This window comes from uncultured Paraglaciecola sp. (assembly GCF_937123705.1).
In the GTDB taxonomy this organism is placed as follows: Bacteria; Pseudomonadota; Gammaproteobacteria; order Enterobacterales; family Alteromonadaceae; genus Paraglaciecola.
The window spans coordinates 84,772-104,365 of the sequence record NZ_CAKZKO010000004.1 but is presented as its reverse complement, the minus strand read 5'-3'; the positions used below and the strand labels follow the sequence as shown (position 1 = coordinate 104,365).

16 protein-coding genes are annotated in these 19,594 nt (G+C 41.7%); 14 read left to right on the top strand and 2 right to left on the bottom strand.

All coding sequences use genetic code 11. The features are described from left to right. The first annotated feature begins 123 nt into the window (after nt 1-123). From smc to ligA, 3 genes are all read left to right on the top strand, one after another. Nucleotides 124-3,612, top strand: a complete 3,489-nt coding sequence (gene smc, locus Q0688_RS00660; protein ID WP_299071714.1) for a chromosome segregation protein SMC — start codon at nt 124-126, stop codon at nt 3,610-3,612. Between the two features lie 56 nt (nt 3,613-3,668). Next, nucleotides 3,669-5,042, top strand: coding sequence for a cell division protein ZipA (gene zipA, locus Q0688_RS00655; protein ID WP_299071710.1), 1,374 nt, complete (start codon nt 3,669-3,671; stop codon nt 5,040-5,042). A gap of 75 nt (nt 5,043-5,117) precedes the next feature. Next, nucleotides 5,118-7,151 (top strand): NAD-dependent DNA ligase LigA, encoded by a 2,034-nt coding sequence (gene ligA / locus Q0688_RS00650; RefSeq protein ID WP_299071708.1) that lies wholly within the window; start codon nt 5,118-5,120, stop codon nt 7,149-7,151. A 103-nt stretch (nt 7,152-7,254) separates the two neighbouring features. Here the strand turns inward: ligA and yeiP are convergent, their stop codons facing one another. Continuing rightward, nucleotides 7,255-7,827, bottom strand: coding sequence for an elongation factor P-like protein YeiP (gene yeiP / locus Q0688_RS00645; RefSeq protein WP_299071706.1), 573 nt, complete (start codon nt 7,825-7,827; stop codon nt 7,255-7,257). Between the two features lie 136 nt (nt 7,828-7,963). On the opposite strand from yeiP, the gene Q0688_RS00640 reads away from it, so the two are divergent. The 11 genes from Q0688_RS00640 (at nt 7,964) to Q0688_RS00590 (ending at nt 18,177) form a co-directional block, all read left to right on the top strand. Further along, nucleotides 7,964-9,907, top strand: coding sequence for an ATP-dependent DNA helicase (locus tag Q0688_RS00640; protein ID WP_299071703.1), 1,944 nt, complete (start codon nt 7,964-7,966; stop codon nt 9,905-9,907). Then, nucleotides 9,904-10,590 carry a tRNA (adenosine(37)-N6)-threonylcarbamoyltransferase complex dimerization subunit type 1 TsaB gene (gene tsaB / locus Q0688_RS00635; protein ID WP_299071698.1) on the top strand — a complete coding sequence of 229 codons (687 nt, stop codon included), beginning with the start codon at nt 9,904-9,906 and terminating at the stop codon, nt 10,588-10,590. Before Q0688_RS00640 ends, tsaB begins: the two co-directional genes overlap by 4 nt. Nucleotides 10,591-10,715: 125 nt before the next feature. Further along, a complete protein-coding gene (locus tag Q0688_RS00630) occupies nt 10,716-11,018 on the top strand; it encodes a hypothetical protein (RefSeq protein ID WP_299071695.1) in 303 nt (100 codons plus the stop codon). A 113-nt stretch (nt 11,019-11,131) separates the two neighbouring features. Next, nucleotides 11,132-11,752: a Slp family lipoprotein gene (locus Q0688_RS00625; RefSeq protein WP_299071692.1), complete on the top strand. Its 621-nt coding sequence runs from the start codon at nt 11,132-11,134 to the stop codon at nt 11,750-11,752. An 84-nt stretch (nt 11,753-11,836) separates the two neighbouring features. Continuing rightward, nucleotides 11,837-12,700: an alpha/beta hydrolase gene (locus Q0688_RS00620; protein ID WP_299071683.1), complete on the top strand. Its 864-nt coding sequence runs from the start codon at nt 11,837-11,839 to the stop codon at nt 12,698-12,700. Between the two features lie 133 nt (nt 12,701-12,833). Then, the gene (fadD, locus tag Q0688_RS00615; RefSeq protein ID WP_299071680.1) at nt 12,834-14,489 is read left to right on the top strand and encodes a long-chain-fatty-acid--CoA ligase FadD; all 1,656 of its coding nucleotides are present in this window, start codon (nt 12,834-12,836) and stop codon (nt 14,487-14,489) included. Nucleotides 14,490-14,576: 87 nt separating this feature from the next. Further along, nucleotides 14,577-15,743, top strand: a complete 1,167-nt coding sequence (rnd, locus tag Q0688_RS00610) for a ribonuclease D (RefSeq protein WP_299071675.1) — start codon at nt 14,577-14,579, stop codon at nt 15,741-15,743. Next, complete coding sequence (locus Q0688_RS00605) at nt 15,743-16,021, top strand: YcgL domain-containing protein (RefSeq protein WP_299071674.1); 279 nt, start codon at nt 15,743-15,745, stop codon at nt 16,019-16,021. Before rnd ends, Q0688_RS00605 begins: the two co-directional genes overlap by 1 nt. Nucleotides 16,022-16,023: 2 nt before the next feature. After that, nucleotides 16,024-16,989 carry a lytic transglycosylase domain-containing protein gene (locus tag Q0688_RS00600; RefSeq protein ID WP_299071673.1) on the top strand — a complete coding sequence of 322 codons (966 nt, stop codon included), beginning with the start codon at nt 16,024-16,026 and terminating at the stop codon, nt 16,987-16,989. 4 nt (nt 16,990-16,993) lie between these two features. Then, entirely contained in the window at nt 16,994-17,659 is a 666-nt protein-coding gene (locus Q0688_RS00595) for a fumarylacetoacetate hydrolase family protein (RefSeq protein ID WP_299071672.1), read from the top strand. 26 nt (nt 17,660-17,685) lie between these two features. Further along, the gene (locus Q0688_RS00590; protein ID WP_299071670.1) at nt 17,686-18,177 is read left to right on the top strand and encodes a YcgN family cysteine cluster protein; all 492 of its coding nucleotides are present in this window, start codon (nt 17,686-17,688) and stop codon (nt 18,175-18,177) included. 6 nt (nt 18,178-18,183) lie between these two features. Here the strand turns inward: Q0688_RS00590 and Q0688_RS00585 are convergent, their stop codons facing one another. Further along, the gene (locus Q0688_RS00585; protein ID WP_299071668.1) at nt 18,184-19,563 is read right to left on the bottom strand and encodes a dicarboxylate/amino acid:cation symporter; all 1,380 of its coding nucleotides are present in this window, start codon (nt 19,561-19,563) and stop codon (nt 18,184-18,186) included. Nucleotides 19,564-19,594: the final 31 nt, after the last annotated feature.

The window sequence follows — 19,594 nt, the reverse complement described above, 5'->3', positions numbered from 1 at the left end:
GATGCAGTATACGTAACTAGCCGTTGGGATCAAAACGTCAATTGTGACACTTGATGACTTTTGGTACATTCAATCTCTGAAACACAAAAATAATAACAATTTTCGGAATAACTCCACCTTTATATGCGCTTAAAAAAAATAAAGTTGGCTGGGTTTAAATCTTTTGTTGACCCTACCACTATCCCTTTTCCAGATGAAATGACTGCGGTAGTCGGGCCTAATGGCTGTGGCAAATCCAATGTGATTGATGCGGTGCGCTGGGTATTAGGTGAAAGCTCGGCTAAAAACCTCCGTGGCGATGCCATGACAGACGTCATTTTTAATGGTTCAACGGCGCGCAAAGCGGTTTCCCAATGTAGCGTTGAGCTGGTGTTTGATAATTCTTCTGGTCGCATTCAAGGGGAGTATGCGGGTTATAATGAGTTATCGGTAAAACGCATTGTTACTAAAGAATCACAATCGAGTTACCTTTTAAACAATACTAAATGTCGCCGTCGCGATGTTACTGACTTGTTTTTAGGCACTGGGCTAGGCCCCCGTAGTTATGCGATTATTGAGCAAGGCATGATCTCTCGTTTGATAGAGTCCAAGCCTCAAGAACTCAGAGTCTTTATTGAAGAAGCCGCTGGGGTGTCGAAATACAAGGAACGTCGCCGCGAAACCGAAACCCGAATTCGTCACACTAAAGAGAACTTAGAGCGTTTAGAAGATGTACGAGGTGAACTCGGTCAACAACTAGAAAAACTGCAACGTCAAGCGACTGCCGCTAAACGCTATAAAGAGCTAAAACAAAATGAGCGGCGCTATAAAGCCGAATTAGCGGCGCTGCGCTGGTTACAGCACAATAAAAAAATCACAGCTCTTGAAGCTGATATCATGCAACGAGACGCAGATATTGAAGCCTACGTTGCGTCTCAGCGTAATGAAGAAAAAGACATCACACAATTCAAACAACAGCAGCAAGACTGTAAGCAGCAGTTGGTAGATGTACAGCAACAAATTTATAAAATCAGTACCGATATTAGTCGAGTCGAACAAAACCAAATTCATGTTAAACAAAGACGGCAAAAAATTGAGCAAGAGACGCTGCAACTGCAAAGCGCTATTAACGATAATAAAATGCATCAACAGCAGAATGTCGCCGAAATTGACAGCTTGTCCGAGCAAATTGTTCTAGCAGAGCCAGAAAAACAGCTAACAAAAGAAGGGGTCGAACAGGCACAAGATGCCCTAGTCGAAGCCGAAGAGCAGTTTACCCAGCAGCAAAACCAAGGTCGAAATCAATTCCTAGAATATAACCAAGGTAAACAACAAGCACAGAATTGCCACGGCAAAATTCAATCTTTGATGGCCATGCAAATGCGCACTCAGCAACGTATGGGTGAGATAAAGGACGAATTAACTGAGGTTTCTGATGATGAGCTGATTAAGCAAATAGAAACCTGCCAAGAAGATATCCTGATACTTGAAGAGCAAGCTGAAGACAGTAACCAGCAGGCAGAACAAAGCACAACTTTGCACCGCCAAGCAGAGCTCAGTTTAAAGCAAGCCTTACAAAACCAGACGCAAATTAAGGGTGAGTCACAAAGCCTTGAAGCTCAATTAGCGGCACTAAATGCCCTGCAACAAAGCAGCGAACTAACAGAAAACACCCAAGAGTTTATTGTTAAGCAGCAACTTGATAGCCAGATTTGGTGGCAAACACTCGATATTCAGCATGGTTGGGAGTTGGCATTTGAAACCATAACTCAGCATTGGCAAGGTGCTTTGACTTTAGATCAAAGCGTCAGTCACCATACTCTCGTTGAATTGTCTGGATCAGCTTGGATGTTTAAAGACAGCTTCGTTAAAAATAGCCAAGCCCACATTTTGGAAAATAGTATTGCAGGTAAGTTAAACAATAATACTGTGGTACCTTGGTTAACTGACATAATGTTTGCCGACAATGTTCAACAAGGGCTGATCATCTTAGAGCAGCTTGAAAATTATCAAAGTGTTGTTACCCAAGACGGCTACTGGTTAGGACATGGCTGGATGTTAGTGGGTAATACTCAACAACAAAGTGGGTTGTTACAACGGGCTAATCAAATTAAACAACTTGAGGGGCAGCTTGAGCAGGTTGTTCAGCGTTTGGGTGAGGCAGATTTAGCCGTAAATGAGGCTGAAGAAACGCTTGTCGTTACCAAACAAAACGCAGAACAATGTATGCAGCAACAAAGCCAGCTCAAGCTCAACTTACAACAACGGCAGAATCAAAGACAATTACTAACTCAGCAGCAACAGCAGAGTAGTGCAAGAAATGCGCGGCTTTCCGAAGAATTATTGCGACAACAAGATACCTTTGAACAAGAGCAACAGCAACTTGAGGAGCTCGCCCTGCAAGCTGAAGAGTTAGAGCAAGCGGTTGAGGAATTACATCAGCAACAAGATGCGTTTCAACAACAAACCGAGCAACAACAGCAAAATTTAGCGAATTTAAGAACGCAGTTAGACGGGGCAAAAAATACCCATCATCAATTGGATTTACATTTACACAGCTTACAAAACCAGTATCAAGCTTTAATGTCTAATCAGCAGCGAGAATCGCAACTACTTGATGATATGCAGGAAAAGTTAGGTCTGCTTAAGGCTGAAGGCTTAGAGTTGACCTTACCACTTGAAGATCAACAACAAAGCTTACAAAGCATGTTGCAACAAAAAACAGAATGGGATAAGCAGCAACAACAGCACAATGAACAGCTGCTTATGATTGATGAAAAACTCAGTTTGGCTGAAAAAGGCCAGTTGGGCGTGACTGAAAAGATTCAATCTATGCTCGGCGAGTTACAGAGTTATAAACTCGAATGTGAAGGTTATCGCGTTAGGGCAAAAGGCGTTCTGGATCAATTACAAGAGATGCAACAAAACCTTAAGTCCGTATTAGATACTTTGCCTGAAGATGCCGATGAAAAAAACTGGCAAAATTTGCTTGATAAAACCAGTCAAGCAGTGGCGAGATTAGGTGCGGTAAATTTAGCGGCCGTTGAAGAATATGATGTACAGGCTCAGCGTAAGCAACATCTTGATGACCAAAATGACGATTTAGTGGCTGCTCTAGATATATTAGAACAGGCCATTCGCAAAATCGACAAAGAAACGCGCTCACGATTTAAGGAAACTTTTGACCAAGTGAACGATGACTTAAAATTGTTGTTTCCTAAGGTCTTTGGTGGCGGAATGGCGTACCTTGAACTAACTGATGATGATCTACTCGAAACAGGTGTGACAATTATGGCCAGGCCGCCGGGCAAGAAAAACAGCACAATCCATTTACTTTCTGGTGGTGAAAAGGCGCTGACCGCTTTATCATTAGTGTTTGCCATTTTTAGATTAAACCCAGCACCATTTTGTTTGTTAGATGAGGTGGATGCGCCCCTTGATGATGCAAACGTGGCACGTTTTTGTAAGCTAGTGTCAGAAATGTCAAAAACAGTGCAGTTTATTTTTATCACGCACAATAAGATAGCCATGGAAATGGCGACCCATTTAACTGGGGTGACTATGGCAGAGCCAGGCGTGTCACGAATGGTAGCCGTTGATGTTGATGAAGCCGTGGCCATTGCGCAGGCTTAAGTACAAAATGCATGAGCCCTTTTTTAATACATAATATAGAAGTACGAGTAAGTTAAATGGAAGCAGATGGTTTACGTTGGTCGTTATTAGTTATAGGCAGTTTGGTGATTGTGGGACTGGCGGTTCATGGTATTTGGCTGTCTCGAAAGAACAGTGAGAACAAAAACCAAACCAATAAACAGCAAAGCGATCAAGAATATCAGCCATCAGGTTGGCAGTCTGACGATAAAAATTTTGATGAATCAAAGGATGTAAACGACCATATGTCAGCTGGCGCAGATATCAATTTTGATATGAAAATTGATGACGATTTGCCTGATGTATCTGAGCTAACACCAATAACAGATGAGTTTGATGATCTTGGCTTAGGCGCGGTAAGGGTGGTTTCTCGTGAGCCTAAAGTGGAGGCTGAAACACCAATTGAAACTATAGCCGATACTGAGATCCCAACTGAGCCAATGCAAGAGCCTGAGCCAAAACCAGAACCTTCAAGCAGTAAAATTTACGCCTCGGTTGTGACCCAACCCAAACCTGAATATGCAGCAAAATATAACTCTTTGGCGGCAGAAACTGTGGCAATATCTCAACAAGAGAAAGCAAAAACCTCGGCTCAACAGCCATCTACCTTGCAATCCACAACTGAACTAAGCAGCAGTGCGACGGAAAATGATGAATATCAAGCGCCGGAGCCGCCACCATTTTTATTAAAGAAAGACACAACAAATCCTGACAACCTGAATAAGCAGGTTGATATAGCGAGTGCAGCTAATACAACTCCCGTCGTTGAAAAGCCGCATGTTACTTTGGCAGAAAAATTGAGCTTATCAGAACAGGCCCGCAATTTAGTTAAACGCAAAAAGGCCGACACAGTCAGAAAACGTCGCGAGCCTAAAATTACCGAAGATCAAATGCGAATCGACTTTGATGAGCAACCTGTTGTTGAGTCAATGCCTAAAGAAGAAGTGAAACAACAAGCAACCACTAAAACGGAAGCAGAGCAACTTCAAGAAGTATTGGTACTTAATGTTAAATCGGCAGAAGATAATCCGATCCCAGGTGCGGCTTTATTACCTATGTTACTGACTTTGGGTTTTAAATTTGGCGATCAGGATATTTTTCACCGCCATGTTAATTCTAACGGTAAAGGGCCTGTGTTGTTTAGTTTAGCCAACATGTTCAAACCCGGTAATTTTGATATTGATAATCTTGAAAACTTTACAACTCAAGGTATATCCTTGTTTATGATCTTACCCATAGAAGGTGATCCCCATCAGGTCTTTAACATGATGCACAATGCCGCCCGTAAAATTGCTGAGGAATTTTCAGCGCAAATATACGATGGCAGCCGCGTGGCATTGACCAAGCAAAGTCTGCAACTATATGTAGAAAAAATTCGAGAATTTGAACGCCAACGCCTAATTAAAGGCTAAGTTTGTTCAGTTTACCTTGCCCTAGAACAATAGTTTAGGGCAACACATCACTTCATTTTTCATTGGAATGCTTTTATGGCAGCCTCACAAGACACTTTAGACCAGCTCGATTCACTTAAAACCAGTATTGCAGAGTACAACTATCAATATTATGTGTTAGATAACCCCAGCGTACCTGATGCCGAATACGATCGGCAAATGCAAGCGTTGCAAGCTATTGAACAGCGGTATCCAGAACTATTGACTGCAGACTCACCCAGTCAAAAAGTGGGCGATATGCCGCTACCTGAATTTCAACAGGTTGAGCATGAAGTACCCATGTTGTCCTTAGATAACGCATTTGATAGAGAGTCTTTTATTGCCTTTGAAAAACGTATGCAAGACAGGCTTAAAGATACTGCTGAAATTCATTATAGTTGCGAGCCAAAACTAGATGGATTAGCGGTTAGTTTATTATATGAAAACGGCAAACTAGTTCGCGGTGCTACTCGAGGTGACGGTAAGGTTGGAGAGAATATTACTGCCAATGTGCGCACCATTCGTAATGTGCCCTTAACGCTACGGGGCGACAGTTACCCGCAGCGTTTGGAAGTGCGCGGCGAGGTGATTATGACCCGAGATGGCTTTGCCAAGTTAAATAAAAGCCAGCAACAACAAGACAAAAAAGTGTTTGCTAATCCACGTAATGCAGCAGCAGGCAGCTTACGACAATTAGACTCACGTATTACCGCCAAACGGCCTTTATTGTTTTTTAGTTATTCATTGGGATTAGTAGAAAACGAAGCATCCCCATTGGCTGATAGCCATTCAGGCAGATTAAAACAACTCAGTGAATGGGGGTTACCTTTAAGTAAAGAACTACAGGTAGCGCAAGGGGCAGAGGCATGCTTAGATTATTATCAGCACATAGGCGCTATTCGAGACACTCTAAATTACGATATAGATGGAGTAGTGTTTAAAGTCGACAATATTGCGTTACAACAAACACTTGGCTTTGTTGCACGAGCGCCGCGCTGGGCTATTGCACACAAATTCCCTGCCCAAGAAGAAATGACTGTGGTGCAAGATGTTGAATTTCAAGTGGGCAGAACCGGTGCCATTACACCTGTGGCCAGACTTGCGCCAGTATTTGTTGGTGGCGTAACCGTGTCTAATGCTACTTTACATAATCAGGATGAAATACAGCGCCTCGGTTTAAAAGTGGGGGATACTGTCATCATCAGAAGGGCAGGAGATGTGATCCCGCAGGTGGTTTCGGTTATCCTCGAAAAACGCTCAGAAGATGCGCGAGAAATAGTGTTCCCCGCCACTTGCCCAGTTTGCGACTCAAATATAGAAAAGCTAGAAGACGAAGCCGTCGCCAGATGTACGGGGGGACTTTATTGCGCTGCCCAACTGAAGGAGTCAATGAAGCATTTCGCTTCTCGTAAAGCCTTTGATATTGATGGCCTAGGGGACAAAATTATAGAACAATTAGTTGATCAAAAGTTGGTCAACACCCCCGCAGATTTCTTTAAATTAGATATTGTACAAATCGCTAGTTTAGAGCGTATGGGCGAAAAATCAGCTGCAAATTTACTTTCTTCTCTTGATAAAAGTAAACATACCACCTTAGCTAAGTTTTTGTATTCACTAGGAATTCGTGAGGTAGGCGAAGCCACTGCTGCTAATATAGCCGCCCATTACTGTGATTTAGAGAAAATTAAACAAGCGACTATTGAAAGCCTTAAAGAAGTCAACGATGTTGGCGCGATTGTGGCACAGCATCTAGTTAACTTTTTTTCAGAGACACATAATCTGCAAGTCATAGATGAACTACTCGCATTAGGCATTACTTGGCCTAAAATTGAGAAGATTGAAACCGGCGATTTACCCTTAGCCGGACAGACCTACGTATTAACCGGCACGTTACAACAGATGGATCGTGGCACTGCAAAAGTAAAATTACAAAGTTTAGGCGCAAAAGTGGCAGGCAGTGTTTCGGCTAAAACCAGTTGTGTGGTTGCAGGTGAAAAGGCGGGGTCAAAATTAACCAAAGCACAAGATTTAGGTGTGGAAATTATAAATGAAACCCAAATGCTTAGTTTGTTTCAAGAGCATAGTGTTTAAAAGAGTGAGTACACAAAAAAGGCGCGCTAGAATCTGTTCTTGTTGGCACCTATTTTGTGCGATGGTGCGCTTTGGCTATCTTGGATACCTTGGCGCGGACATATTAAGAGTCAGCCCGCCCCATAAATTTGCTTTCAGCGGTATTTACTTTGATTTTTTCACCACTGGCGATGTATTCAGGCACTTGCACCACTAAGCCTGTAGATAGTGTGGCAGGTTTAGTGCGAGCACTGGCTGATGCACCTTTAATTGACGGATCGGTTTCTGTTATAAGCAAATCAACAGATGCAGGCAGTTCAATGCCCACCGGCTTTTCTTCTACTAATAATACTTGCAGCCCTTTAGTATCTTCAGTAATAAAAGGGCGCTCTTCACTGATGGTGTCGGCACCTAAAAAGTAAGAGGTATAATCTTCGTCATCCATAAACACATATTCGTCGCCGTCAAGATATGAAAAACTCACTTTATTGCGTTGAAAATCCACTAAATTGAGCATTTCATCGGCTTTAAAACTCTCATCTGCTTTTGCGCCAGTGCCTACTTCATATAGACGCATCCGATATAAACTGGCGCCGGCTCGCCCACTTGGAGTCAGCTTATTGATGTCTTTAACTAGGTAAGTTTTGCCGTTATGTTCAACGGCGGCGTTCTTTTTAATTTCACTGGCTTTAGGCATAACAAAGACTCTTAAATAATTTGTCGCAAAAAATAACATGAAAACAAAAATAGGCAAGGGAAGTTGTGTTTAGTTGTTTTACTTTTTGGCATAATCGCCTGCTTAGTTATTACATCTCAATATTTTTTAAGGCGTTATGTCCAAAACATCTAATTTGTTTGTTGCCGATGGCAAACTTTCAGAAGCCATTGATGGCTTTGTGCCACGCCAAGCTCAGACAGATATGGCGATTGCCGTTGAAAACACCATAAAGAATAAAGCGCCGCTCATTGTTGAAGCCGGAACAGGCACAGGAAAAACCTTTGCCTATTTAGCACCTGCTCTGTTGTCCGAAAGAAAAACCATTGTTTCGACTGGCACTAAGAACCTACAAGAGCAACTATTTCACCGTGATTTACCACTGATAAAAAAAGCACTCGCTTCAAATAGTAAAACGGCTTTGTTAAAAGGACGAGCTAACTATTTGTGTTTGCACCGTTTAAGACAGCATAGTGGCAATAGCACCTTAGTCGACAGAGAAACCCTGACACAACTTTCTCAAGTGCGGGAATGGGCCTCTGGCACAAAATCCGGTGATATGGGCGATATGAAGTCATTACCGGAAGACGCTAAGGTGTTGCCTTTTGTGACGTCAACCGCAGATAACTGTCTAGGCAAAGACTGCCCTGATTTTGAAGACTGTTATATGGTTAAAGCCCGTCGTAAGGCATTAGATGCAGACCTAGTAGTGGTTAATCATCATTTGTTTTTTGCCGATATGGCGTTAAAAGATACAGGTTTTGGTGAATTGATCCCTGAAGCAGACTTGGTGATATTTGATGAAGCTCACCAAATCCCCGATATTGCCAGTGAGTATTTTGGAGAAACCTTTTCAAGTAGGCAAATGCAGGATATAAGCCGAGATGTGGAAGTGGTGTATCGCACTTCCCTTAAGGATGCCAAACAACTGCAAAGTGCCGCTGAAAAATGCAAAATGATTGCGGCAGATTTACGCATATTATTTCCCGAAACTCCCGCTAAAGGAAATTGGCGACTTATGTTGTCGCGGGATGATGTGCAAATGCAGATCAGTAAGTTAACCGATGGGCTCAATATCCTGTATGAAGTCCTTAAATTACATCTAGGTAGAGACAAAGATCTAGATAATATTTTTGAACGTGTATCCGAAGCAAAAGGGAAATTAACTCGCTTAACCGATGTCACTCAGCTAGGAGTGAGTCTTTGGTATGAAACGACTATGCGTCATATAGTGCTGCACTTAACCCCACTTAGCATTGCGCAAAAATTTGCAGACTTTATTGCAGAGCCTAAACGTAGTTGGGTATTCACCTCTGCCACGTTAATGGTGGATGGAGGGTTTAGTCACTTTCAACGTCAAATGGGTTTAAACAACGCAGCTACATTATCTCTAGATAGCCCTTTTGATTACCCTAAGCAGGCCATGTTATGTGTGCCGCGTTTTTTGCCTGAGCCTAACGCCCGTGAAATGCGCGCTACACTGCTCGATATTTCGGTGACCTTAGTGAATGCGAGCAGAGGTCGTTGCTTTTTGCTGTTTACCAGTCATGCCACCCTTAATGCCATTGCTGAACAGTTACAAGATAAAATAGATAACCCCATATTAGTGCAAGGTTCAACGACGAAACGGGCTTTGCTAGACAGCTATGTAGAAAACAAAGACGCGGTGCTCTTAGGCACTGGTGCTTTTTGGGAGGGGGTAGACGTGCGTGGTGACGATTTAACCTGTGTGTTAATAGACAAGTTACCTTTTGCTTCACCAGACGACCCATTGTTACAGGCAAGGATTGAAGATTGTCGTAAAAAAGGTGGCAATCCATTTTCACAATTGCAAATCCCTCAGGCGGCTATTGCCTTAAAACAAGGGGCAGGACGACTTATTCGAGACGAAACCGATAAAGGTGTGTTAGTGATTTGTGATAATAGATTAGTAACGAAAGATTATGGCAAAACCTTTATGGGCAGTTTGCCAGATATGCATCGCACCCGTGACTTAGAAAAAGCTGTGAATTTTCTACACAATATCCATAGCGAAACCGATGAAATTGAGGCCCAATCATGAATATTCTAGTTATTGATACCGCAACTGAAGCGTGCTCTGTTGCGCTTGAGGTGAATAAACAAACCTTTCATCGCTTTGAAATATGTCCTCAACAACACAGTCAGCGCATATTACCTATGATTGATGAGGTATTGACAGAAGCCAATATCAGTCTTCAAGAAGTGGACGTCTTAGGCTTCGGGCGTGGTCCTGGTAGCTTTACAGGCGTTCGCATTGCCACAGGCGTGATCCAAGGACTGGCACTTGGGGCCGAACTAAAAGTTGTAGGCATATCCACTTTAGCAACTATGGCGCAACAAGCATTTATGCAACATCAAGGTAATCACTTTACAGCGGTGATAGATGCTCGCATGGCAGAAGTGTATTTTGGTCAATATCAGGTACAACAAAATGTCATGACGCTAATGGGCGAAGAACAAGTGTTAGCACCAGAAAAGTGCGCACAAATATTTAGTGATAATGGTAAGACACTTGGCGTAGGCACTGGCTGGCAGGCGTATCCACAGCTTAATAACACTAAAAATATTGAGGTGTTAGCGGATATCTTATACCCCAATGCTTTATACATGCTGCCCTTAGCTAAAGTATTAATAAAAGCAGAAAAGGCGGTGGCAGTAGAAGATATCCAGCCTGTTTATTTGCGTGACAAAGTCACGTGGAAGAAGCTGCCAGGAAGAGAATAAATAATCAAGATAGCCGCTTTGAGTAAATCTTTTGGTAAATGGAACAATTCTTGAATAAACAATGCTTGAAATAACTATAAAGCCACAGGTTTGTTTATTATGGTTACATTAGATTAGGAAAGTTGTTGAGTATCGAGTCATTATCTTCATTTAAAGCATCTGACATTGCCCGTTCCTCGCGGGATAAGACCAGTATTGCTAAGTCTGTCAAAAACCATAATGACCATTCGCAAACTGCCCAAGTTTCAATTGTTCGCGCTGGAGATAGTGAATCCTTTGACAAAGCGGCGACTTTTAATCAACAAGCAAGTTCAACTAGTGGTCATAGCCTCAATGAAAAATCGGCTATTGCCGCTTACCAAAGCGTAGCGAAGGAGCAACAGCGCCAAGGCATTCAATTACTACTCGGTGTAGATACTTTCGTTTGATCTATTTCTTCTGATAATAGATATAAAATTAACATTAAAATTCAGTAGCTGTTCAGTTACTATAAATAACAATACCAAATTGGTTGTTGCTGTTTATCGATCTAAGGATAATTATGAATATTCGTATCTGTGCATTATTGAGCGCGTTGTTTTTGGCGGGGTGCTCGACTTTCCCCGAAAAGCTTAAACTTGAAGATAATACCCAATTAGTTACCTATGAAAATGCTCGTTCTAACGCCGAGCAGACGAAAGGTAAGCTGTTACGGTGGGGGGGCGCGATAGCAAAAGTTGAAAATAAACCTGATTCAACGATTTTTGAAATGGTTTCCTATCCTTTGACAAGTTATGGTCGCCCTAGAACAAACGAAGAGAGTATGGGGCGTTTTCGCATAAGTGTTAAAGGCTTTTTAGATCCTATGGTGTATCAGGTAGGGCGTCTTATGACGTTCACCGCACAACTAAATGGCTTAGAAAAAGGTCTAGTGGGTGAACATGAATATACATTCCCAACTGCAATGGTTAAGGGATACTACTTATGGAAAAACGTACAACGAATAGAGGTAAATAACCTACATGTATGGCCAAGTCATCACATGTATTACCCTCGCTACTATCGTAGAAATGTGACTTATCGTAATACTCACCGAAACAGTGGCAAAATGTCAAAGCCTAGTCGGCCCAGTCGTGCAACAAACTATGCTAAACCTGTGACGACTAAAAGAATTAAAAAGTAACGGTAATTTTTTGCCCTGGTGGCAAGATATCGCTGACAAAGCGGCAGTTTATTGCCGCTTTTTTGTGTTTAAAAAGGAAAGTACGTGGCTCAATCCCTTGAATTCCCTCTCGCCAATATCACTATGAGTGCAATAGGTTATGGCGATCCTAACAAGCCTATGATCCTGGCTTTACATGGATGGCTAGATAACGCTAATAGTTTTAAGCCTTTGGCTGAACATTTGACTGACTATTATATTATTGCAGTGGATTTTGTTGGTCACGGACAGTCATCTCATCGAAGTGCAGGGGCGCACTACCACTTAACTGATTATGTGCATGATATACATGAGTTAGTGGAGTCACAGCAGTGGGGTTCCTTTATATTGATGGGGCATTCCATGGGGGGGATTATTTCCTGCATCTATGCCAGTTGTTATCCCGAACATGTCAGTAAGCTTATTTCAATTGAGTCTTTCGGCCCAATGACTAAAGAAACCCAAAGCAGTCCCACTCAACTTAGGGACGCTATTCAAAGCAGGTTAAAAGCCCAAAAAAGTGAGCCTAAACACCCAAAAAGTATTGAACGAACTGTTGTAGCAAGAACGATGGTGGGTGACATTAAGCCTGAGTCTGCAAGACTGTTAGTGAGTCGTAACATTCGTGAGGAAAATGACCGCTTATTTTTTACCACAGACAGGCGTTTAAGAACGTTATCATCTCTCAGAATGACAGGTCATCAAGCTAAAGCTTTTATGGAAAATATTCAATGCCCAATGTTAATGATTTCTGGCTCTCAAGGCTATGAGTCTATGAGAAAGGTGCTACAAAAAAGGTTAACTTGGGTAAAGGATTTAACAGTAGCAGAATGCGAAGGTTATCATCACTTACATATGGACAATCCAGTCTCGGTTGCGGTGAAAGTCGCCGAATTTTTAAACTGTTCCTCAGCTGGTCAGAGGTGTTAATCATTTGTTGATTTATCTTTGTTGAAGCTTTAGGTAGAATCGCTGTAGTTCGTATCCTAAATAAAATAATAATAAGTTGAGTTTGCTGAGTCATTTATGAGACATAAGGCAGGTTTAACAACTTGGAGGCACAGTGGAAAAAATCTGGTTAAAACATTATGACGCTAACGTTCCGACTGAAATCAACCCTGATCGTTACTCATCGATAGTTGATATTTTTGAACAGTCAATTGAAAAATATGCGTCAAATATTAGTTACATCAATTTGGGTAAGAGTATTACTTTTGCCGAGTTAGATAAGCTTTCACGTAATTTTGCTGCCTATTTACAAAACTCTGGTCTAAAAAAAGGTGACGCTGTCGCCATTATGATGCCCAACCTAATTCAATATCCGGTGGCACTGTTCCGTATACTTCGCGCCGGTATGACAGTGGTAAATGTGAACCCACTATATACCGCCAGAGAATTACAACACCAATTAACCGACTCAAACACAAAAGCCATTGTTATTGTTGAAAGTTTTGCCTGTACTTTAAGTGAAGTGATTAATAATACCGCAGTAGAGACGGTATTATTAACAGCAGTAGGTGATATGTTATCGCCTGCTAAAAAGCTCGTTACGAACTTTATGATAAAGCACGTCAAAAAAGTTGTTCCTGCTTACGATTTACCTAATGCACAAAAATTTTTAACGGCCATTAAACAAGGCAGTAAACTAAGCTATCAACGACCCGAAATAACCGGTGATGACCTAGCCTTTCTGCAATATACAGGGGGGACCACAGGCGTATCCAAAGGTGCTATGTTAACCCATAGAAATATCGTGGCTAATTTAGAGCAAACCTCAAATATTCTGGAAAACGTCATAACAAAAGGTGAAGAATTAGTTGTTACGGCTTTGCCTTTGTACCATATCTTTGCCTTACAAGGTAACTGCCTAACTTTTGTCAAGTTTGGTTGCCCTAATTTGTTGATCACCAACCCTCGAGATATGCCTGGTTTTGTTGCTGAAATGGCGAAATACCCCTTTACGGTTATTACCGGTGTCAATACCTTGTTTAATGGATTACTGAACACGCCTGGCTTTACAGACTTAGATTTTTCAAGGCTAAAATTTGCCTTAGGTGGTGGGGCTGCGGTGCAACGTCCTGTTGCAGAGCGTTGGCAAGAGGTTACAGGCCATGTATTACTTGAAGGTTATGGATTAACCGAATGTTGTCCTACTGTGACAGTTAACCCTCCTCAATTAGAGGCCTATAAAGGCTCCATTGGTATGCCAGTACCTTCGACAGATATAAAGCTAGTAGACGATGAGGGTAATGAGGTCGCTATGGGTGAAGCAGGAGAGATGTTAGTTAAAGGGCCTCAGGTGATGAAAGGCTATCTAAATCGCCCTGAAGCAACGGCCGAGATGATTGTTGATGGCTGGTTGGCTACAGGTGATGTGGCCACATGTGATGAAGACGGTTACTTTTATATTGTTGATCGCAAAAAGGATATGATTTTAGTATCGGGCTTTAATGTCTTTCCAAATGAAATTGAAGAAGTTGCTGCGATGCATGAAGATGTTCTCGAAGCTGCTGCTGTCGGCGAGCCACATGAGGTATCGGGAGAAATCGTTAAGCTGGTGGTGGTGCGTAAAAGCGAACAGCTATCTGATAAAGAATTGATCGCACATTGTCGGGAGCACTTAACGGGTTACAAAGTACCTAAAAAAGTTGAGTTTATGGACGAGCTTCCTAAAAGCAATGTTGGTAAGATACTACGAAGAGAATTAAGAGACAAATAGCTTAATCACTGTCGCTTATACATTTATGTAAGAAGCCGGCGTTAGCCGGCTTTTTTGTGAGTCTATTGACCACTAATTTGGAATCCCATGGAATACAATTTTATAACCAGTAATCAAGAGCTTACAGACTTCTGTATACAAGCCAGTCAAGCACAGGCTATAGCAGTAGACACCGAGTTTGTTCGTACCCGCACTTTATATCCACAATTGGGGCTAATTCAACTCTATGATGGTAAGCAGTTGGTCTTGGTTGATCCTTTGGTTATAGATGATTTTTCAGCTTTAACCGCGTTATTAATCAACCCAAATGTGGTGAAAATACTGCATTCTTGCTCTGAAGACTTAGAAACGTTTTGGCATGCCTTTAAAGTGATGCCTAGCCCTATTTTTGATAGCCAATTTGCGGCCAGTATAGTGGGTATGGGGCCTGCGCTGGGATACGCTAAACTAGTGGAAATCATGTTAGATATCACGGTAGATAAAGGGGAATCACGCACCGATTGGTTGGCAAGACCATTGCGAGACGAGCAGTGTGACTATGCTGCTAAAGATGTGTTGTATCTATATCAGCTTTATCCAGAACTAAAAGCAAAAGTAGAAGGGCAAAATAAACTACCATGGGTATTTGCAGAGATTGCCCATCTAGCGACCAAAAAACAAACTCCCTTACCGTTAGAGTCTGTGTATTTAACGATAAAAAATAATTGGAAACTATCCAGTAAAGCCGTATTGATTTTACAAAAACTCGCAGCTTGGCGCATGTCAATGGCCAGACAACGTGATATGTCGCTCAATTTTGTTGTACGGGAAGAAAACTTAGTGGCTATTGCAACCTTGCAGCCCTCAAGTAAAAACGAATTACGCGCTATTCAAAGTATGAATCCTCATGAAGTGCGACTGCACGGTGAAGCGCTGTTAGCTATTGTTGCTGAGTGTCAAACCGTCAGTGCCCATGCCTACCCACCAAGAATTAAGCGCTTAAATGACTTCGAAGATTATAAAAATACTGCGGCAAGGGTTAAAAAGGTTTGCCTTGATATTGCTGAAAAATATGGGCTCCCACCAGAGCTTGTGGGATCAAAGAAGCAGATTAATCAGTTGCTTAAATGGTGTTGGCTCAGTCCGGATGAAACCCGAGAATTGGGCTTACAACCTGATTTGCTAAGCAGTTGGCGACGAGAGTTATTGCTAAACAAACTTGCAGAGATTGATAGTTTACACTTGTCTCGTGCCTTAATTGAGGAAGAAATATAATGTTGTGTGCAGTTTACAAAAGCAGTAAAAAGCAAGAAACCTATTTATATGTACCGGGTAGGGATGATTTTTCTAAAGTTCCTGAAGCTTTGCTAAAAACCTTTGGTACGCCACAGTTTTTGATGATTATGCCTCTTAAAAACGATCGCGAACTGGCACAAGTCGATATTGAGACTTTGCGTTACGACCTGAAAATTAAAGGGTTCTATTTACAACTACCACCGCCAACAGAGAATTTACTAAAAAAACACTTACAACAGCAAAATTACGAGCCATAAACATGAAATATATAGCTATCATTTTATTGGGGTTACTCAGTCAACAACTAAATGCCAAACCTAGTTTTGAGGAGTATTTAGTCGACTTGAAACGACAAGCCATGGAGCAAGGTTACAGCCAAGACTTTGTTGAACAAGTCTTTACTGGCGTTAGTTATCGTAAAAAGACCGTAAAAGCAGACAAGAACCAGCCTGAAACAAAAATAACCTTAGATACCTACTTAGCCACCCGCGTACCGGATTGGAAAGTAAAGCAAGCCATAGGACTAATGACAGAGCACAAAGCACTGTTGGATAGAGTTGAGCAACAATTTGGGGTGCAAAAACGCTTTATCGTGGCACTTTGGGGGAACGAAAGTAACTTTGGCAAAATCATGGGCAAACACTCAGTGATTAATTCATTAGTCACTTTAGCTTACGAAGGCAGGCGAGAAGCATTGTTTAAAAAACAGTTGTTTGCTGCCTTAAAAATACTGCAACAAAAACACGTTAAGTTAGAAGATTTTGTTGGCTCATGGGCTGGCGCAATGGGCCAGAGTCAGTTTATGCCCACCTCTTTCCTAAATTATGCTGTTGATTTTGACAAGGATGGTCGCAAAGATATTTGGCACAATAAAGCCGATGTGTTTGCTTCAATTGCTAACTTTTTAAAGTCTGAGGGGTGGAGTGAGGAGCTTACTTGGGGCCGTCAGGTAAAGGTTTTAGAGGGCTTTGACTTTAGTCTTGCAGGGCTAAAGCCTTCTAAAAAACGCCCGTTATCTGATTGGCAGCAAGCCGGTGTGAGGCGTTACAATGGTCAAGATTTACCCCAAGTTTCGGTTAAAGCCTCGCTGATAAAACCCGATGGTAACAACGGCCGTATTTATTTGGTTTATGAAAATTTTCACACCCTAATGAAATGGAATCGTTCCAGCTATTTTGGGATATCGGTCAGTTATTTGTCAGATCGTATTAAAAAAGGATCATAAAGCCTTGTTTGACTATAAACATATTGATAACGATGGCCAAAATATTGATTTACCCCTAGGTAAAGTGGTCTGTGTTGGACGCAATTATCTGCAGCATATTAAAGAGCTAGAAAATGATATCCCTAGTGAGCCTTTGTTGTTTATTAAGCCTAGTACTAGTCTCGCCATCCTTCACAGGTCAGTGGTTTTACCTAAAAATTTAGGGCCTTGTCACAATGAATTGGAAATTGCAGTCTTGATCAAATCCCCACTCAGCCAAGCCTCGTTACAAGTTGCAGCGCAAGCAATATGGGGGATTGGGCTAGGCTTAGATCTCACCTTAAGAGAAGTACAAGGCAGACTTAAAAAACAAGGGCAGCCTTGGGAGCGCGCCAAAGCGTTTGATCTTAGTTGTCCCATGTCACAGTTTGTTGCTAAAGAGAAGGTTAAGGATTTGTGCAATATAACCTTTAGTTTGCAGGTGAATAACAGTTTAAGACAGCATGGCAATAGTCAAGCCATGTTGTTTCCCATACTAGAATTATTGGCCAATATATCTCAAACATTTTCACTATTACCCGGTGATATAGTGATGACAGGTACACCAAAAGGAGTGGCAGCATTGTCGAGTGACGATCAGCTAGAAGTTGAACTAGATGGACATTTTAGGGTTAACACAACCGTTGTTTAACAAATGAGATACGAAGAGGTACAGCCATGAATAAATATTGGGAAAACACATCCCTTGAGGATATGACTGAAAAACAGTGGGAAGGAATATGCGATGGCTGTGCTAAGTGCTGTTTGCATAAATTTATTGATGATGAAAGCGCTGAAGAGGCAAAATCGACGGATCAAATCCAAGCCGGAGAAAAGATCCACTACACCAATATCGCTTGTCAGTTACTAAACACAAAAACGTGCGCTTGTACCCAATATTCCGAACGCACTAGGTTAGTGCCTGAGTGTGTCAAATTGACTAAAAGTAACCTTCAAGATATCTTTTTTATGCCTCAAAGTTGCAGTTATCGCCGCTTGTACGAAGGCAGAGGGCTACCTAGTTGGCACCCTCTACTGAATAAAAATAAAAAATCAGCCATGCATAAGGCGGGGATGTCGGTGCGGGGTAAAACCGTTTCAGACAAAGATGTAGATCTCGAACAATTCGAAGACTACATCGCATTATGGCCAGTGGAAGATTTAGACTAAGATAAACTAACTGGGACTGTTATTTTCAAAATGCTCAAAATCCACTTCTTCATGTTTTTTGCCTGCATCTAGGTCGTTAAAGCGTTGCAAATCGAGTTCGTTTTCACTCTTGCCTACAATACACGCCACCATACAATCGCCAGTAACATTAACTGCCGTTCGGGTCATATCTAACAATCTATCTACGCCTATAATTAACGCAATTCCTTCTACGGGTAAGTTGACTTGTTGTAATACCATAGCAAGCATAATAAGACCCACTCCAGGCACACCTGCAGTGCCCACCGAGGCTAATGTGGCAGTGAGTATCACCATCATATAATCGGATAAGGTTAAGTCAACAGCATAAACCTGTGCAATAAACACTGTTGCAACGCCTTGCATGATGGCTGTGCCGTCCATGTTAATAGTAGAGCCAAGTGGCACAGTAAAAGAAGCCACAGAGCGTTTAACACCGAGTTTTTTAATCGCTGTTTCCATTGTTATGGGAAGCGTAGCGCTACTACTAGAGGTACTAAATGCAAATAATGCCGCATCACGCATTTTTCTAAGCAACATAAGCGGGCTTAAGCCACTTAATGCCTTTAAAATAATCGGATAGGAAACAAATGCGTGAACTAATAATACAAAAATTACAAGCAAGAAGTATTTAAGCAAACTAGCAATAGTATCAAAACCGATAGTCGCAAATAATTTAGCCATTAACACAAACACCCCATATGGGGCCAAGTTCATTAATATACTGACCAATTTCATGATGACTGTACTTAAATCTTCAAATACTGATGTTAGACGTTTGCCCGTGTCTCCTGTCATTGCCATAGCAATACCAAAAAACACTGCAAACACAATAATTTGCAACATATTACCTTGGGCCATGGCATTAACAGGATTAGTGGGCATCATGTTGATAATAACTTGACCCAAAGAAGGCGCTTCTTTTGCCACAAAAGTGCTTTGAGTTGCTAAGTTTAAGCCTTCGCCTGGCGCCACCAATAATGCAAAAGACACTGCTAAGCTAATAGCAATAGCGGTTGTGCCTATGTATAAGAGTATTGACTTTCCGCCGAGTCGCCCTAACTTGGAAGGATCAGATAAACTGGACGTGCCACACACTAGTGAAACAAAAACTAAGGGCACAACCAGCATTTTTAAACTGGCAATAAAGATACTTCCCACTACATTAAATATACCTTCAACTAAAAGTGTATACGTTGAAACATGCAAGCCGAATACACTAAACGAAAAATCTCCGCTATCATCAAACAACCATTGTAGTAATGCTCCGATAAGTATTCCGGCAATCATGCCGATAAAGATCCGAGCAGTAAGACCGAATTTTTGGGTATTGGGTTTTTGTGATGACAAATGTGTTGAAGTAGTCATGGAAATCCTAAGCTTTATTGTTGTTAAAAGT